The following is a 17,285-nucleotide window of genomic DNA, read 5'->3' as shown; positions in this document are numbered from 1 at the left end:
GTCCATAGCCTTTTTTAAGATTTCATTCTCTTCTTTTAGACGAAGTATCTCTTTTTGCATTTGTTTCCAATCGTTTGGTGTCACTTCTTTTTCATCAACTGTCGCAACAGGAGAATAGGTTTTAATCCATTTATAAATGGTGACTTCAGAAACGCCATATTCGCTACTTAATTCTTTCACTGGTTGTCCAGAACGATACAACTCGACCACCATTTTCTTAAATTCTTCATTATATTTTTGTTTCATCACGGACACTCCTTTTGTAAGCACATTTTATCGACTTAACTTAGTTGTGTCCATGGAAATATACTAACACCATATAATATCTAATGATTCTAGTATATTAAATTAGAGTAGTCAATCATCTATATTACTTCCTTTTATCCAACTAAGTGCGCCTATTTGAAAAATGTAATGTGAGTAGCTGTTAAATGTTATAAAAATTCATAACAGTTTTTTGGACTAATAAATATAAAAGCATTTTTTAAAAAATCAAAAAGGACCAGCTTCCCCCTAGCTGGTCCTTCAAACCCCTTTGCTTCCATTATCTATCTTTCTATTTATATAATATTTGGTTTGTTTTACACCAATCAATTATAAATTAAGTTACTAAATTAAGCGTTTTGTTTAGAACTTTCTTCTATAAGCATTGTTCCATTTTTTGCTAAATTGATATGCATAGAAAATGCTTTTTCAAGGTTATGAGGTGTATGTCCACCTAATGCTAAAGCTTCAGTGTAATATTCCCAAAGTTGATCTTTATACATTGGATGTACACAGTTCTCAATAATCACTTCAACTCGTTGTCTTGGCGCAAGACCGCGTAGGTCAGCATATCCTTGTTCCGTAACAATTACATCCACATCGTGCTCAGTATGGTCAACATGTGGTACGAAAGGTACAATTGATGAGATTTTACCGCCTTTTGCGATTGATTTAGTTACGAAAATTCCGATGCGTGCGTTACGTGCGAAATCTCCAGAACCACCAATTCCGTTCATCATTTTAGTTCCAGAAACGTGTGTTGAGTTAACATTTCCATAAATGTCTAACTCAAGAGCTGTATTGATTGCAATTAAGCCCATACGACGAATTAGTTCTGGATGGTTTGAAATTTCTTGTGGGCGTAAAACGATTTTGTCTGCGTATTTATCGAAGTTTTCGAATACTGTTTTTGTTTTTTCTTCAGATAAAGTAAATGAAGAACCTGAAGCAAATTTAACTTTGCCAGCATCCATTAAATCGAACATAGCATCTTGAAGTACTTCAGAATATACTTCTAAATCTTTAAACTCAGAATCTAGCATACCATCTAAAACAGCGTTTGCAACTGAACCAACTCCTGATTGAAGAGGCGCAAGTTTTTCTGTTAGATTACCTTTTTTAATTTCTTCACGTAAGAAATCTAGTAAATGATTTGCCATTTGTTTAGTTTCTTCATCTGGTGCTACCATTGCTGATGGAGAATCTGGCCAATCTGTAATAACAATTCCTCTAACTTTACTAATATCTAAAGCAATACCTTTTGAACCAATTCGATCAGAAGGTTTTTCAATTGGAATAGCTTTACGAACTCCTTGCTCTTCTGGTGTATATATATCGTGAAGACCTTCTAATGCGAGTGGTTGTGCTAAATTGATTTCGATAATAATGTTTTTGGCATGTTGTGCAAAAATGGCGTTATTCCCTACAGAAGTTGTTGGAATAAGCATTCCATCTTCAGTGATTGCAACCGCTTCCAAGATAGCAAAATCAATTCCGTCTGTAATTGTGTTTTGACGAATCATTTCTGATAACTGAGATAAATGAGAGTCAATATAATTCATATTTCCTGAGTTAATGCTTTTTCTCATAATTGGATCTGCTTGAAATGGAGAACGCTTATTAACAATTCCTGCTTCAGCTAAGATAGTGTCTACTTCTGCTCCAAGTGAAGCACCTGTAAGTACGTTAACTTTAAAATCATCGCCTTTTGCAAGTTTTACTAATGCATGAGGTACAGCCTTAGCGTCTCCGCATTTAGTAAATCCACTTAACCCTAACGTCATTCCGTTTTGAATCCATGATGCAGCCTCTTCAGCTGTTACAATTTTATCTTGTAACCGAGGGTCTCTAATACGGTCAGTGTTAGTTTTCATCTTCCATCCCTCTTTCATAAATAGTATGAATATTGTAACTTGTTTTGTTCAAAAGATAGACAAAAACGGATACGATTAGCAAAAAGAACGCTGAAGCAGAAAATACGAATGATAAAGTAGTAATTTTCAGAAAGATAGGAGTTTTCTGAAATAACTAGAGTAAGATTGGCTTACTGGAATACGCGTTCCATCTGTCATAGATAGGACAAAAGTTGAGTGCGTATCGGGATAGATTTCTTTTATTTGATTTACATTGACGATGTATGAACGATGACATCTTATAAAGGATTCTTTAGGAAGAATAAACTCAAATTCTTGTAAAGTATATTTATGTGTTCCGGTGTGTTGTTCAGAAATAACGAATGTTTTTCTTTCTTTAGCTTCTAGATAAATAACTTGATGAAAAGGGATTGGTACCCATCCATCATTTGATTTAACTGTAACAACTGCTTTCCCTTGAGTCATTGAAGGATAAACGGCTGTCACACAACCTTGAAGCTCTCCATCTCGATAAAATGGTATAGCTTCTCCATCATAAGGAATTCCAAAAACGTCCTTGTTAATAAATTCTGAAACCCTTTTTTGTGTACTTAAAGCTTTATGCGTAATGGTTCCTTTTTTAATCGGATCTCCAGGTTTAATCTTTAAATCGATTCTCTTACTTGGACGATAATAAATGTAATTCTCTTTATTGGAAACAACAATGGATATTTCATCAGAAAAAAGTTCCCCTATAACATTTAAAAATGAATCCACAGATAATTTATCCATGTTCCCCTCCCCTTTGCAAATAAATACTTACTATCTATTCTATTTTATTCTTTTTTTAATATAGTTTCTAATTATGTGACTTGAAAAAAACGTTTTTTTTCAAAATAGAGATTTAACAGACTTTTAAAAGGTGATTTGAAAGGTTGTATAGTAGATTTAGATATGGTATTCATTATTATGGATATACTTTTTTGTATTTTGGTGCACAATATTGTATCTCTATTTTCTCATATTTCCTTAAAGTTTACATTTTTCTATAAGAGCAACTAAAAAAATTCTTTTCTTTACAGTATATAAATAAAACAATCGGTAAAATCACAGAAAAATTATAGAATCGATGAACATTATGCAAGGAGAGCTTAGATGAAGAAAACTGATATATGCAAATGTGGTAGAGAGTTAATTCAAACTGATACAAAGCCCATATGGGTTTATTGTGAAAACCCGTATTGTGACTATGTTGTTATGCACGGCGATTGGTTAGTAGATCGTATTTTTAGAAGCTTTAGTCAAAATAAATTTGCTAAGGATGGACCGAAAAAAGGCTATTATTTGGGAAGTCCAATGGAGATTAAGATTACGGATATTAAAAAAAATTACAAGGAACGATAGATTGAGAAAGTCAATGGTTCCTTGTATATGAATGAAAAGACGTTGATAAAAATAGATTAGCTCCGAGAGTTAGTACATAAAGTCCTAAATTCTCGGAGCTAATCTTTCTTATGGAGTCATCTCCAAAAGCTAGCTTACATAAAGTTTACAGAAGTCGTTTGATCAGTAAATACTTTTGATTCTTTAGGCGTCGTTTCAGCAATTACTCTACCATTTCTTACGGAATATAGTACTTCCGCTTGAAGTCGTAATGCATGATAGCCATCCGTAGCGTTTAATACAATAAAGTTTGCAGGATTTCCTTCTGAAATTCCATATTCGTCTAGTTCAAGTGCTTTGGCACTGTTATTTGTAACGAATCGCAAGCTGTTTGCAATATCACTATATCCCATCAACTGAGAAGCATGTAATCCCATGTGTAATACTTGAAGCATATTGCCATTACCAATTGGATACCAAGGATCCATGATGTCGTCATGACCAAAGCAAACATTTAAGCCGTTTTGATCTAATTCTTTCACACGTGTTAATCCACGACGTTTTGGATACGTATCAAAGCGTCCTTGTAAGTGGATATTGACTAAAGGGTTTGCAACGAAGTTCATCTGGGCTAATCCTAAAACACGCATTAGTTTGTAAGTATAAGCGTCATTGTATGAGCCCATTGCCGTAGTATGACTAGCAGTAACACGACCTTGATAATCATTATGAATGGTTTCACGAGCTACTACTTCAAGATGACGTGATTGTTCATCATCAATTTCATCACAATGAATATCAATAGATTTGTCATATTTCATTGCTAATTTAAATAAGTCACGAATGGACTGGACACCGTCGTCACGTGTGAATTCAAAATGAGGAATACCACCGACTACATCAGCACCCATTTTCATTGCTTCTTCTAGCAATTCAAGTCCGTTAGGGAATGAGATGATTCCTTCTTGAGGAAATGCGACAATTTGCAAATCAACGAATTGTTTCATTTCTTCTTTCACTTCAAGCATTGCTTCTAATGCGATTAGTGAAGAATCTGTTGTATCCACATGTGTACGAACATGACCAATTCCATTGGCAATTTGCCACGTTAACGCTTTTTTGGCACGTTCTTTAACATCTTCTTTTGTTAAAAATTCTTTGCGTTCAGACCAGCGTTGAATACCCTCAAATAGTGTTCCACTTTCATTCCAACGTGGCTGTCCAGCAGTTAACGTTGTGTCTAAATGAATATGAGGTTCTACGAATGGAGCACTTACTAATTTCCCTTTTAAATCTGTTACTTCACAGTTATCATACTTACTAGAACCAGCTTCGATAATTTTTGAAAATCGACCATTTTCTACAATAATGTCCCATAATCCTTCTTTACCGAAAATTGAAGCATTAGCCCACGTTTTCATAATATATTTCTTCCTCCTCAGATATTTCAGATACGACAGATGTTTTCATTAATTTTACTGCAATGAAATAAATAGTTCCTGATGTTAATAGTGTATTTATTGGAGAAATACCAGGTAATGTTAGTCCTGCTATAACACCAGTAGCCCATGCTATTACGGCAGGAATATGAATATTCTTAATCTCTGCTTTTTCATAATTAATGTATGTTCTCTTTTGAACAAAAAAGTAGTCTACAATAATAATTGCACCAATTGCTGGAAGTGTAGAACCTAGGAAGGTTAACCAACTTACGAAGTTGTTATATAACCAAACAGCTAATATTGTACCTATCGTTCCATTAATCATAACCATAATTACTTTTGGCTTTTTAAACATTGTGGCAAAACCAAGCCCAGAGGCATAAAGTGCATTATCATTTGTTGTCCAAATGTTTAATCCAAGAACGAGAATAGCTGGTAAAATTAAGTTTTGAGTGATCATAACATCGAATATATCGTTATGACCTGTTGAAATTGTTCCAATTGCTCCAAATAAGAACATAAGAGTGTTACCTAAGAAAAAGGCAATAATAGTAGTAATAACAGCTTGTTTTCCTGTTTTAGCATAACGAGCAAAGTCAGGTGTTAAAGTTCCACCACTGATAAATGAACCAATTGTAATGGTTAATGCAGCTGCAATAGTTAGAGAAGAGCCTGGGGTATATGCTAATAGTGCATCCATTCCTCCCATGTCTTGTACTGCATTTCCAGCACTTATTGTTCCTAAGATAGCAATTGCCGGAACAGCAACCATACTTAAAATAGTTAATGCCTTCATTCCAAAGTAAGCTGTAACCGTCATAAGAATTCCAAATGTCACAACAAGTATAGCTAACGGTATACCGGATAATTTATGAACTGGGTATGCGAACATTCCAATACCAACACCGAACCATCCAACTTGTGTAGCACATAACATAAATGAGCTAATGTAAGATCCTTCTTTTCCAAATGAATATTGTGCTAATAAGTGAGTCGATAAACCTGTTTTAGCTGCAATATAGCTTAAAGATCCTGTAAATAACCCCAAAATAATATTTCCGAGTAAAATGATTCCCAATAGTTCTTTAAAAGTCAATCCTTCGCCTAGAGATCCACCTGCCCACATACTGGCAGAGAAAAATGTAAATCCAAGCATAACTGCTAACATTTTAATGAAGCTATTTCTCTTTCCTAATGGTACAGATTGAAACGAGTAATCTTTATCTTTTATTTGCATTGTTTTTTCCTCCCAAGTTTGATTAAGCTTGGTGAGCATAAAAAAACCACTTGCCCTTATGTGACAAGTGGATTTATGTTAGAAATAAACGTGTTTATCCTAAAAAATGATACACGGAATCTAAACAAAATTATCGCCCACCTTGTCAGCCTCTCTGGACTGTACTTAAAGGTATATACATTAAAACTATTGTTATATTAGCAAAATGTTTTTGGGAAACCAATGGTAATTGATAGCAATGTATGTAGGCGATAATAGTAGTATCTCAATTTTTCCATATATCATGCAGATTACTTTAATTTTACTTATAATTTGTAACTATTATATGGTAATTAAAAAAAGCTGATTCAAAGAAAGATTTTGAATTTGCAACTGTGGAGAAAATTAAAACTGTAAATTAACATCTCCATCATTAGCGATTACTTCTAATTTATTATTACTTGGATTGTTTTTTACGGCAGAGCCTTCATATTGATTATTTCCTACAGAAATGTCACCATATTTATTTACTATAGAATAACTTATATCAGCTTCATCATTATTTAGAAATAACTCTACATCTCCGTACTTCGCCACTATTTTTGAAGTTCCTAGTAAACTTCCATTCACTGCAATATTTCCTGAATTACTTTGAAGATCTAATCCATTTGTTTTTATTTGGTTTAAATCAATATCTCCGTATTGATTATTTAATATAAAATTCTTTGATGTCACATTTATAAAATCTGCATCTCCATCATGATTATTAACGTTTAGCTGATCATAGGATAGGTTATTAGCAGCAATATCTCCATACTGATTAATGATATGAAGGGTATGGCCTTTTACATTTTTTAAATCTACATCTCCATCATTTATATGAATCGTGAAATCCTTACTATTCACATTATTAAGTTGAACGTCTCCATAAAGATTAGCAACATTCATCGTTTTAGTTGTTATATCATTTAAGTCTAAATCTCCGTCATTTATATTGATTTTGAAAGAGTCGCTTTTTATACCATCTATAGATAAGTCACCATATTTATTAGTAAGATTAACATCTGAGAAACTGGTATCTTTTGAAATATAAAGTTTTATGTTTGTTTGAAAAATATTAAAATTTAAATTGAAATTCACTATAAACTTAGTTGGATTGCTTTGTTCTTTTAATAAAAGTGTCCCATTTTTTACTTCGTGAGTTACACTATTATCCGCATAACGTTGGATCTCTAGTTTGTATTCCGTTGATGGGATAATCTCAACGTTGGCATCGTTTAGTTCAGCTTGAATATTTGTGAAATCTGTTAATGTGAATGATTCGCTAACACGTTCTTTTTCTTCGAAAATTTTCAAGCCTTTACCATTGCTTACAATGGTGAGCTTTGCACCTGAAAAATAGCCAATTGAAGCAATAAGGAGACCGAAGACAATCATACAACTAGTGATAATGACAGTTATTTTTTTCATGATAGTCTCTCCTTTTTATTTGATGTCAATCTATCAAAAAGCTTCTTCATAGATTTTGCCAGTCCTCTACTAGCGCTTTTTACGACCAAAATTAATGGAGAAAATAATAATATACCTACTCCAGATGCTGTCATTCCAATACCTATAAAGAATAACGAGGTAGGGATATGCTGCGTAATTAGTGTAACGCCTCCTGCTATACTCATTAGTCCTCCTATAGTAAGAGCGATGTTTAAGCTAAAGAAAATAACGATAAATACAAAGCATCCAAGAATGCATAGGATGATAAAACAAACAATCAAAAGCGCTATTGGTATTGCAATAGGTGAAGCGAAAATGGCTAATAGAATAAACCATATCGCTGAAATACCTTTTTTGGTGGATTCAGGATGGTTGTGTAAATCTTTCACAGCATAATCGGCTAAGATTTGAGAAGCGACATGTGAGGGAGTTCCCAGCTTATCAATTGTTTCATCAACATGTTCCTCTCCAACGTCTTCGAAGTATTCTGAGTAATATTCTAGTGCGGCATCGATTTCTTCTTTTGGCAATTTTTTTAATTTTTGCTGGAGTTCATTTAAATATTTTTCCTTAGTCATCACCTAAACCTCCTAACAACACATGATCAATCTTGTGTTTATATTCATTCCATTCACTTACTAATTGTTCATATTTTAAACGTCCACTCTCCGTGATTTTGTAATATCGTCGATTTCTACCTTGAAATGGTTGATCATACGTAGATAAGTAATCTCCTTTTTGTAGCCTTCTCAATACGGGATATAAGGTTGACTCTGAAATGTCCATGACTTCACGAACTTGTTGAGTCAGAGAATAGCCATAGGCATCTTCTTTAGCTAACACTGCTAGAACACAGGCATCAAGTAACGCAGAACCAAGTTGAAATGCCATATTTCCACCTCCAAAGAATTACATTATATTAAAAATTATATTATATGTTGTATAGTATTATTGGTTATATTATATGGCGTATAATATTATTCGTCAACATACGAATAAAAACGCTCAAATAATAGTGATATTTATAGCATATTTTCTTCGTAGTTTTTGAAAAAATCCTAAGTTTATTTGAAAGTCACTTTTTAGAGAGTATTTGTTAGTTATCAAACGCAGTACATTTTCATTAATTTGAGTTTGCTATGATTAAAACAGGCATTTTACATATTACTTTGTCATCGTATGACACATATAAATACAGGGAATATGTGAAAGGAGGTCAGTAAAAATGAGTACAGAGATGATGCTTTCCTTAGTTCCAGGAAAAATTTATAGAATTGATCGTGGAGGTCCTGAATCAAGGATTGGAAGACTTGTAAGTGTTAAATCTGATTATTTTACCGTATTAACACAAGAAGATGACCTAGTATTCTATCAACCACACCATATTAAAAGTATTACTGAGAATACGAATCAAGGATTTCAGTTAAACTCTGATTTTCCTAGTAATCTTAAGTTTAGAGCACCTAGATGTTTTAATAGTGTTTTAGATTGCCTAGTAAATTATCAAGTAAAAGTGAATCGTGGTGGAAAAGAAAGTGTTGAAGGGCGTCTTGAGTCAGTAAGAAATGGATTTATTACGATTTCTTCTAATGATGAATCGATTCGTATATCTTTATTTCATATTCGGAATATTAGCTATGAAATGAATCAAGGTCGTAGAGGAAAAGAGGAAAGTGGCAATAAGCGAGAAAGTAAGAATAAGCAAGAATCGCGTGGACAAGCTAGAAATAGAAACAGAGATAGAAAGAAAAATAGATAATTTCATAGTTATTCTTTAATTTGTCGCTTCAATATTTTCTAGAAGCGACAAATCATTAATGGAATAAATGGACAAGTATAGAGTTTTTATATCTAGGTATGTATCATAAGAAATTGCTATTGAGTGCTGTTCGAGAACAGTTTCGGAAAGGAGGGGGGAAATATTGAATAAATTGTTTTCAACATTACTAGGAGAAGTAGTACAATTAGAACTATCTAGAAAAAATGTTGTAGTAGGAACCTTGATTGATTTTGGAAGTGATCTGATCGTTGTTTACAATGGAAATGATTATATATATATGCCAATTTTTCATATGAAAAATATAAAACTAGTTGAAAAAATAGAAGACGAAATAATGGCACCAATGGAGTTACCTAGTATTAGCGTGGATGAAAACTTATCATTAAGAAAAGCACTTACATTAGCAAAAGGTACGTTTGTAGAAATCTATGTCACTAATGAACAAACGTTACATGGATATATTACAAGTATTATGAATAACTATTTTGTTTTTTACTCTCCAATATACAAAACGATGTTTATAACGTTAAATCATCTTAAATGGCTAATTCCTTATAAAAATAACCAAAAACCGTACGGGTTAAGTAATCAAGACTTTCCACTTCAGCCAGCTTATTTAACATTAGCGAGAACATTTGAAGTTCAAATTGAAAAACTAAAAAATGAAGTTGTCATGTTTAACCTAGGAGAAAACAATAATGTAATTGGTAAAGTAAATAATGTTGAATCGAATATTATTGAACTACAAACAGCAAAAAATCCCCCAATCTATTTAAATATCCATCACATTAAAACCGTTCATAAAGCATAGGAAAGCGGAAAATAAATCAAAAAAGGGGTGCTAAAAAGTTTTGCTTTTTAGCACCCCTCATTTAATAGATTGGAATGGTGTATCCTTTTTTCAGTTTTACTATAATATACCTTGTGCCATCATAGCATCGGCAACTTTTAGGAAGCCAGCGATATTAGCACCGATAACAAGATTTCCTGGATAGCCGTATTCTTCTGCAGCTTGGATACTGTTGCGATAAATATTTGTCATAATACCTTGTAATTTTGAATCTACTTCTTCGAAAGACCAAGGCATTCTCATGCTATTTTGAGCCATTTCTAATGCTGATACTGCTACACCACCAGCATTAGCCGCTTTTGCTGGTGCAAAAAGAACTTGGTTATTTATGAATACCTCAACTGCTTCAAGAGTTGAAGGCATGTTAGCTCCTTCACCAATGGCTTTAACACCATTAGCAACTAGTACTTTAGCAGAATCTCCGTCAATTTCATTTTGTGTAGCACATGGAAGAGCAATGTCACAAGGGATTGACCAAATTCCAGAACAGCCTTCATGATATTCTGCATGCGGATGAATGTTTACATATTCTTGAATTCTTTTTCTTTCGACTTCTTTTAGTTGTTTTACCGTATCAAGGTTAATACCTTTAGGATCAACAACATACCCATTAGAGTCACTACATGCAATTACTTTAGCGCCAAGTTGACTAGCTTTTTCAATCGCATAAATTGAAACGTTTCCTGATCCAGAAACAATAACTGTACTACCGTTAAAGCTTAAACCTTGGTCTTTTAGCATTTCTTCAACAAAATATACTGTACCGTAACCTGTTGCTTCTGTTCTTGCTAAGCTACCACCATATCCTAGGCCTTTACCAGTTAACACACCTGCAGTAAAGTCCCCACGTAGTCTTTTGTATTGGCCAAACATATAACCGATTTCACGAGCACCAACACCAATATCACCTGCTGGAACATCCGTATCTGGTCCGATATATCTACATAATTCAGCCATGAAGCTTTGTGTGAATCGCATAATTTCTCGATCTGATTTTCCTTTAGGATCAAAGTCAGATCCACCTTTACCTCCACCGATTGGTTGACCAGTTAATGAATTTTTAAAGATTTGTTCAAAACCTAAAAATTTGATAATACTTGCATTTACTGAAGGATGGAATCGAATACCGCCTTTATAAGGACCAATATTACTGTTAAATTGTACTCGGAAACCACGGTTTACTTGAACTTTACCTTGATCATCAACCCAAGGTACTCTAAATGTAATCATTCGTTCAGGCTCTGAAATTCTTTCAAGAACTCCATTTTCCATGTATTGAGGGTGTTTGGCGAAAACAGGAATTAATGAATCGAAGATTTCTTTGACTGCTTGATGAAATTCACTTTCATTGGGGTTTCTTAATTTTACTGCTTCGAATACTTGAGCTACGTATTCTTCAGCAACTCGCAAAGCGTCTTGGTCAATATTCTTTAGTAAAGTAGTCATAATTTGCTTCTCTCCCTTAAATGAACGTAATAAAATAATATGATTTGGATACTTATAAATATCCAAGAACAAGCATAAAAATTCTATTAACTTAATTAGTATTTTATATTTTAAAACTTATCAAAACAATAAAAAAATTGGAGGTGCTATAACTTTTCTATTCTTTAGTTTGATTTGATGGAGTTTGAAAATCTTGTTTTTCATGCGTTTTTATAATATGTTCTAGCATTTTTGGTAATTGTTCGAAAGCAAATGGCATATACAGACGTTCTGTTTTTTTATGAGCATCACGTCCGACTGGTCCGACATTGAGGACAGGGGCCGTGAATTGAGCCATTTCTTCAAAAGGAATAGGATATACATTTTGATTACCTGGTGCGTTACTATGATATTTATTCATATCGCTGAGTGGTGCTTGAAGTGATACATAGCTCAAATCAGATATTCCATTGAAATATTCGATTGGCTTTAAATCATATCCAAAAGATTGTTTTGTATATTCTATTAACGAGTTTGATAGCTCGGTAATGGTTGGATTGTCGCCAGAGTATACAGCAGGGTAATATGGTGGTGCATAAAAAATCACCATCATTGGTGCTAATTCCTGACAAAGAATAGCTATTTGATCCACGATATGAATCACTTTTTCGCGATAGTCCACTATATTACTTTCTGTATAAGATTTTTCTAAATCAGCAATATAGGAAGCACTTGTTTTTTGACAAGCATATTCTTTTAGTTCTTCGTAGGAAATAACACGAATTTTGTTAGTATGAGAAGTAAGATGTAATGCTTGAAATTTCTTTTCGATAAATTTCTCCATTTTTTCAGCTGCTTTGTTTGCTATTTCTTTCATTGAAGCCATCACTTCAGCAGGATTTTTCTTCATTAACATTAAGTTATACATACTGACTGAACGATGTGGGATTTGCACTGAATATTCTTTCTTTAAATCTCTTTGCCATAGTATGGTAGGTGGTGGTGTAGATTCTGCGTTTACTTTTTCGCAAAACTGTTCATTCCATTCCATTTCTTGAGAAAGAACAGAACTCATCCAGGCAGCATTTATGCCAGAGAGGGGCTCGCCAACATGTGTTTCTTTTCCAAAGCAAAGAACACTTGGAAGTATTTTGCCAATGGAGCCAGTGTAGAAATAATGACCTAGATCTCCAGGTGTTTGTGTGAACATTGGTTCTGAATTTAAAAACAATGTATATGTTAATTCATATATTTTAGAGAGCTCTACTAGTTTAGGTATAGCTTCCCTCATTCCAACTGAATTTACCTCTTCATCTGGAACCGTTACTAGTAATAGGTTTATTTTCCATTGTTCCATAGAAGCTTTTTCGAGTAGGTGCATATGTTGCACCAAACCTAGCTTCATATCCATTGTCCCTCGTCCAAATAACCAATCTCCACTTTCTAAATCTTGTTGAGCATCAAAGGGAAGCTTTGCTTTTTGAACATGAAGTTCTTTTGTCAGTTCCAATGGCTGAAAAGCTAAATGCTTTAAGTCGCCATAATCTTCAACACTTACAACATCAAAATGGCTAATTAATACGACGGTTTTAGTTGCTTCAGGGTGTTGGTAAAGAGCCGTTGTGAATAATCTCCCATCAGATGTCGGATGGTTTTCAAGATGAGTTGGATTTTGTTGAAAATAAGGTATTTTCATAAGATGTTGCTGGATTAATAGTGGTAACACCTTTTCTTCATCAGATAATGTCACACTAGCAACAGAAACAAGTTCATAGAGTAATTCTTTTAACTTGTCAGTTGACTGTAATGAATTAGCATAATCCATGATAGCGGCTCCTTTTTAATATAAATGTTAGAAAAAAATAAAAATTCAAATTATTGTTTTATTTTACTAGTTTACAGCAAAAAAGCTTTTAAGAAAATCAAAAAGTAAAAATTTTTTTCGGGAATTTATTATTCTTAAAAAGAAAGCGTTTTCTGAAATGGGGCATTATCGAAAGAATGAAATGTTCCTAATAAAGGAAATGATAACATAGTCATATGAAAAAATGTTGTTTCAAACGTGATTACACGAGATGTTCAAACATTGTTCACTAAAAATTGCGAATTGAAAAGGGAGAGTTTATGTTATACTCCTCATTGCTATTTTGATATAACAATCAGTTGTGGGGAAGGGAATTTTGTTTGAAAAAATTAATCATTTCTAAAACGATTATATTTATTTTCATTATTTTATTTGTAACAGGTTTTCAAAGCGTTTTTGGTAGTGAAAATGCTTTAATAGCAGTAACTACAGTTGTAGCGTTGCTAATGTTTTTGGAAAGAGATTTAACGGTTCACCCTTGGAAATATTTGTTTTTGTTTATTTTGTTAAACCTTCAGCAAGGTATATTTGGATATATTTCAACTGTTAATATGTGGATAGGTATACCACTTAATTTCATTTCTATGTTTATTGTTGGTTACTTTTTTACATATAATCTGAAAAAACCTATTTATATTGCATTTGGTTTGCAATATCTATTTATTTTGACGACTCCCATAACGTATGATCAATTGCCGATGCGACTTTTATCTTTAGTAGTAGGGGCATGTATTATTATTCTTGTTCAGCTACTAGCTAATAAAAACAAATTATTAAAAGCTGGTAATAAACACATGATTACCGTTTGTGATCAATTAATAAAAAAAATAGAACGAATGGAAAAGAATGAAGTAGATGGAGAGATTAATAAATCAATAGAAAATGCCATCAAAGAATTTAGAAAAATTGTGTATTTCAGACGTTACAAAGGGTATTACCTAACGAATGAAGACAGAATAAAGTTGAAAATTTCAGTTTGCTTAGAAAAACTAAATTATATTTTCGATCGTTTTATAGAAGATAAGCACAAAATGGAACTACTGAAGGCATTAAAAGTTGAAATAGAGCATATTAAAGCTTATATTTCGAATGGGACTATGCCTGCTACGGAAATGAGTGCATTAAAAGAAATCAAGAAGATAAATAATAGTACATATATATATGAAATAATAAGTACTTTGGAATTTATTAATGAATTCTGGAAGACTGTTTATTCGATGGATAAGAAAGAGTTGAATAAAGTAGAAAAACTAATGGAAATTCCAAATGAATATAAAAGCTCTCATAATCATATTAACAATCTTAATCGTGATTCCGTTCGATATAGCTATGCATTTCGTTTAGGAATAGCCATTACAGCAACAGTTTTTATTAGTGATTATTTCGGATTTACTGAAGGAAAATGGATGGTGTTTACACTATTTTCTGTAACTCAGCCTTATTCTGAACAAGCTTTGTATAGATTTAGGGAACGAATTATTGGTACTTTAATGGGTGCAGTGATATTTATTGCTCTATTTAGTATCTTTACGGATACAACTACTAGATCATTTTTAGTTTTATTATTTGGTTATCTTAATAGCTACGCTGTTGCTTATCGAAACGTTGTATGGACTGTTACGCTTGCAGCACTAGGTACAGCAGCTTTAACAGGTAATCCAGAAATATTAACGATTAACCGTGTGTTCTTTGTACTTTTAGGAATAGCAATCGGTATGCTGGTAAATAAGTTTATACTACCATTTAGCTTGAAAACAGGAACGAAGAATTTGATAGATATGTATAGAGAAGCCTCGAAGCAGATGTTTAAAGAAGTATATAAATATTTAGATCAACGTGAAAATGCACATACTATCAATAATCTTTTTGCCGTTTCTACACTCATAGAAGATCGGATCTTATTAAATAATGAAACTTTAGAGCTAAAGGAATCTAAGCAATTTTTAGAAGAACAAAGAAAATTAAACCATGCCATTTATGAATTATTTTTACGAGTCCAACAAGCTAAAATATCTGAAGCGACTGTAAAACTAGTATTAGAAGATGTGGATAGAAAAATTAGTACAAGTACCGAGGACATTGATTGTATTGTACAAGAAATGAAAAAGAAGATTAGTACGTTTATAAGTGTAGAAGATAAAATTATTTTTACGGATATATTACGTATTTTTAAACGGTTTAAGAAAAACGTTTTAGTAGAATAAACTATATTTTAGAAGTAGCTAAAAAGTAAAGGATATCTTCTTATTAGGCTGCTTCTTTTTATTTTTACTGAATTTTTTAAATAAAAAGATATTTATCCACATTCTGTTGATAAATAGTGAAACATATTGTTGATAAAAAGGATGAGTATCTAGAGTTATTAACTGATTATTCACAAAATTAATAACATTGTGCATAACTTGTCCACAATTTGGTTTAATCATTATGTCATGTTGTATTATTAAAAAAAGAAAACTGTAACATTCAGGAATCAATCCTTTAATATTACAGCTTTCTTTTGTGAGATTATGTATTTACGAATTTATAGAATCGTTTTTTGGCTAAATCCACCTGCTTGGTCTGCTTTCTTGAATTCACGAGCATATAATACTTCTTGCGTACTTCTAAGCTTTTTCTTGATTTTTTCTTTTTTCTTCTTTTCCATGGTAATGGCTCCTTTTTGAAAAATTTGAATAAAGATTCATTCGAACTTGTAATAGCTTAAGCACCTACGAATCCAAATTCTTAATAGGGGTTTGCTTTTTGTCGCGTTACGCAGTTCTCTATTTTATTTTTTCCGTAATTTATAAAATCATACAAATTTATTGCAAGATATCATGCAATGCATCTTCTAAATTTGGAAATTCATAGTGAAAATGATTTTGAAGCAATAGCTCGGGTATAACCTTTTGACCTTCTAAAACGAGGAGACTCATTTCTCCTAGTCCTAGCTTTAATGCCAATGAAGGGACAGGTAACCAATGAGGCCTATGTAAGGTGTTTGCTATTTTCTTTCCAAAAACTTTCATATTTTCTGGATTAGGAGATGTAAAGTTAACTGGTCCATGAATGGTCGGAGTATTGATGCAAAAAAGAACGGCTTTTACTACATCTTTTATATGAATCCATGAGAGCCATTGATCTCCTTTTCCTATTGTTCCTCCAATGAAACATTTATATGGAAAAATCATTCGAGGCAATGCTCCTTCTTTTGCATCCAATACAACACCAAAGCGCATTAAAACAGTTCGAATAGGAAGTGAGGTAGCTTTTAGAGCCTCTTTTTCCCATTGATGAACAATATTTGATAAAAAATCTGAGGGCTGGCAAATAGAATGTTCAGTAAATAACTTGTTCAAAGATGTTCCATAATAGCCTATAGCACTAGCGTTTAATAATAACAGAGGTGGTTGTTCGAGTTTAGTAAGAATTCGATTGATTTCTCGTGTGGCTGTTATACGACTTTGAATTAAACTTTTTTTTCGATCAGATGTCCATCTTCCACTATTCAATGACTCTCCAGCTAGGTTGATAAATACATCTATTTTCTTTAAGAATTTTTCGGGCTCATCATAATCATTAAGCCATTGAACATATGTAATGTTTTCACTATTCGATTTATTTGAAGTATCTCTAGTTAAAATAACAACCTCATTATTCTCTTCTACTAATTGTTTTGTAATGGCTTTACCTATAAAGCCACTACCACCTGCTATCGCAATCTTCATGGAATTT

Annotated in this window: 16 protein-coding genes; 4 read left to right on the top strand and 12 right to left on the bottom strand. The window is 32.8% G+C overall.

Features of this window, described 5'->3' with window-relative positions; genetic code table 11:
* The 3 genes from BN349_RS14010 to BN349_RS13995 all read right to left on the bottom strand — a co-directional run.
* Positions 1 to 246 (bottom strand): transposase (locus BN349_RS14010; protein ID WP_019242955.1); only part of this gene is annotated, 246 nt, incomplete at its 3' end.
* 368 nt (positions 247 to 614) lie between these two features.
* The gene (locus BN349_RS14000) at positions 615 to 2,138 is read right to left on the bottom strand and encodes an acetyl-CoA hydrolase/transferase family protein (protein WP_019242953.1); all 1,524 of its coding nucleotides are present in this window, start codon (positions 2,136 to 2,138) and stop codon (positions 615 to 617) included.
* Between the two features lie 126 nt (positions 2,139 to 2,264).
* A complete protein-coding gene (locus BN349_RS13995) occupies positions 2,265 to 2,909 on the bottom strand; it encodes a LytTR family DNA-binding domain-containing protein (protein WP_019242952.1) in 645 nt (214 codons plus the stop codon).
* 363 nt (positions 2,910 to 3,272) lie between these two features.
* Between BN349_RS13995 and BN349_RS13990 the strand changes: the two genes are divergently transcribed.
* Positions 3,273 to 3,521, top strand: coding sequence for a hypothetical protein (locus BN349_RS13990; protein ID WP_019242951.1), 249 nt, complete (start codon positions 3,273 to 3,275; stop codon positions 3,519 to 3,521).
* A 134-nt stretch (positions 3,522 to 3,655) separates the two neighbouring features.
* Here BN349_RS13990 and codA read toward each other — a convergent pair whose 3' ends face one another.
* The 5 genes from codA to BN349_RS13965 all read right to left on the bottom strand — a co-directional run bounded on the left by codA (position 3,656) and on the right by BN349_RS13965 (position 8,540).
* Positions 3,656 to 4,921: a cytosine deaminase gene (codA, locus tag BN349_RS13985; RefSeq protein WP_019242950.1), complete on the bottom strand. Its 1,266-nt coding sequence runs from the start codon at positions 4,919 to 4,921 to the stop codon at positions 3,656 to 3,658.
* A complete protein-coding gene (gene codB, locus BN349_RS13980) occupies positions 4,905 to 6,179 on the bottom strand; it encodes a cytosine permease (protein ID WP_019242949.1) in 1,275 nt (424 codons plus the stop codon). The genes codA and codB overlap by 17 nt, the downstream gene beginning before the upstream one ends.
* Before the next feature lie 384 nt (positions 6,180 to 6,563).
* Complete coding sequence (locus BN349_RS13975; RefSeq protein WP_019242948.1) at positions 6,564 to 7,628, bottom strand: DUF4097 family beta strand repeat-containing protein; 1,065 nt, start codon at positions 7,626 to 7,628, stop codon at positions 6,564 to 6,566.
* Positions 7,625 to 8,227: a DUF1700 domain-containing protein gene (locus BN349_RS13970; RefSeq protein WP_019242947.1), complete on the bottom strand. Its 603-nt coding sequence runs from the start codon at positions 8,225 to 8,227 to the stop codon at positions 7,625 to 7,627. Before BN349_RS13970 ends, BN349_RS13975 begins: the two co-directional genes overlap by 4 nt.
* On the bottom strand, positions 8,220 to 8,540 hold the full coding sequence (locus BN349_RS13965) for a PadR family transcriptional regulator (RefSeq protein ID WP_019242946.1): 321 nt from the start codon (positions 8,538 to 8,540) through the stop codon (positions 8,220 to 8,222). Before BN349_RS13965 ends, BN349_RS13970 begins: the two co-directional genes overlap by 8 nt.
* Positions 8,541 to 8,874: 334 nt before the next feature.
* Between BN349_RS13965 and BN349_RS13960 the strand changes: the two genes are divergently transcribed.
* Both BN349_RS13960 and BN349_RS13955 read left to right on the top strand, forming a co-directional pair.
* Entirely contained in the window at positions 8,875 to 9,408 is a 534-nt protein-coding gene (locus tag BN349_RS13960; RefSeq protein ID WP_019242945.1) for a hypothetical protein, read from the top strand.
* Between the two features lie 163 nt (positions 9,409 to 9,571).
* Positions 9,572 to 10,240 carry a hypothetical protein gene (locus BN349_RS13955; protein ID WP_019242944.1) on the top strand — a complete coding sequence of 223 codons (669 nt, stop codon included), beginning with the start codon at positions 9,572 to 9,574 and terminating at the stop codon, positions 10,238 to 10,240.
* A gap of 99 nt (positions 10,241 to 10,339) precedes the next feature.
* On the opposite strand, the gene gdhA is transcribed toward BN349_RS13955, so the two are convergent.
* Both gdhA and BN349_RS23965 read right to left on the bottom strand, forming a co-directional pair.
* Positions 10,340 to 11,725 (bottom strand): NADP-specific glutamate dehydrogenase, encoded by a 1,386-nt coding sequence (gene gdhA / locus BN349_RS13950; RefSeq protein ID WP_019242943.1) that lies wholly within the window; start codon positions 11,723 to 11,725, stop codon positions 10,340 to 10,342.
* A gap of 157 nt (positions 11,726 to 11,882) precedes the next feature.
* Positions 11,883 to 13,529 carry a M20/M25/M40 family metallo-hydrolase gene (locus BN349_RS23965; protein WP_019242942.1) on the bottom strand — a complete coding sequence of 549 codons (1,647 nt, stop codon included), beginning with the start codon at positions 13,527 to 13,529 and terminating at the stop codon, positions 11,883 to 11,885.
* A gap of 359 nt (positions 13,530 to 13,888) precedes the next feature.
* Here BN349_RS23965 and BN349_RS13940 point away from each other — a divergent pair, with 359 nt between their 5' ends.
* Positions 13,889 to 15,772 (top strand): FUSC family protein, encoded by a 1,884-nt coding sequence (locus BN349_RS13940; protein WP_019242941.1) that lies wholly within the window; start codon positions 13,889 to 13,891, stop codon positions 15,770 to 15,772.
* A 320-nt stretch (positions 15,773 to 16,092) separates the two neighbouring features.
* On the opposite strand, the gene BN349_RS25425 is transcribed toward BN349_RS13940, so the two are convergent.
* Positions 16,093 to 16,215, bottom strand: coding sequence for a YfhE family protein (locus tag BN349_RS25425; RefSeq protein ID WP_019242940.1), 123 nt, complete (start codon positions 16,213 to 16,215; stop codon positions 16,093 to 16,095).
* Positions 16,216 to 16,372: 157 nt separating this feature from the next.
* A complete protein-coding gene (locus tag BN349_RS13930; RefSeq protein ID WP_019242939.1) occupies positions 16,373 to 17,278 on the bottom strand; it encodes a TIGR01777 family oxidoreductase in 906 nt (301 codons plus the stop codon).
* Positions 17,279 to 17,285: the final 7 nt, after the last annotated feature.

The organism is Bacillus sp. AP8 (assembly GCF_000321185.1).
GTDB classification, from domain to species: Bacteria; Bacillota; Bacilli; order Bacillales; family DSM-1321; genus Bacillus_AD; species Bacillus_AD massilioanorexius.
This window is presented reverse-complemented; position numbering and strand designations above follow the sequence as displayed.